Genomic DNA, 252 nt, shown 5'->3' on the forward strand with positions numbered 1-252 from the left:
GCCCCAGTTCTGTTTGCGTGTCGACAGCACGAAGCGCTGTCCGCGCCACGGATGGAACGGGTGCGTAACCTCGAACTCTATGCGGGCTTGAGTGTCAGTACGAACTGCAGTCCTGGACTTGAAAGAAGGGTCGAGTGGAGCGTGCCAACCAGACATTGCAGGATCGGCTGGTCAAGGAGATGCGACTTCGCGGTATCGATACGATCGAAGCTGCCAATGTCTATGCGCCTGAGTTCATTGCAGATTTCAACA

The 252-nt window shown here is 55.6% G+C and carries 1 protein-coding gene and 1 pseudogene; one reads left to right on the top strand and one right to left on the bottom strand.

All coding sequences use genetic code 11. The features are described 5' to 3' along the window. Window positions 1-156: DUF5372 family protein (locus IB277_RS39150; RefSeq protein ID WP_371813781.1), on the bottom strand; the 156-nt coding region annotated here is incomplete at its 3' end. Between IB277_RS39150 and IB277_RS37825 the strand changes: the two are divergent. Continuing rightward, a pseudogene (locus IB277_RS37825) lies at window positions 126-252 on the top strand (ISNCY family transposase); the annotation flags it as partial. The gene IB277_RS39150 and the pseudogene IB277_RS37825 sit on opposite strands and share 31 nt — an antisense overlap.

This window comes from Ensifer sp. ENS07 (assembly GCF_014852185.1).
Lineage (GTDB): Bacteria > Pseudomonadota > Alphaproteobacteria > Rhizobiales > Rhizobiaceae > Ensifer > Ensifer adhaerens.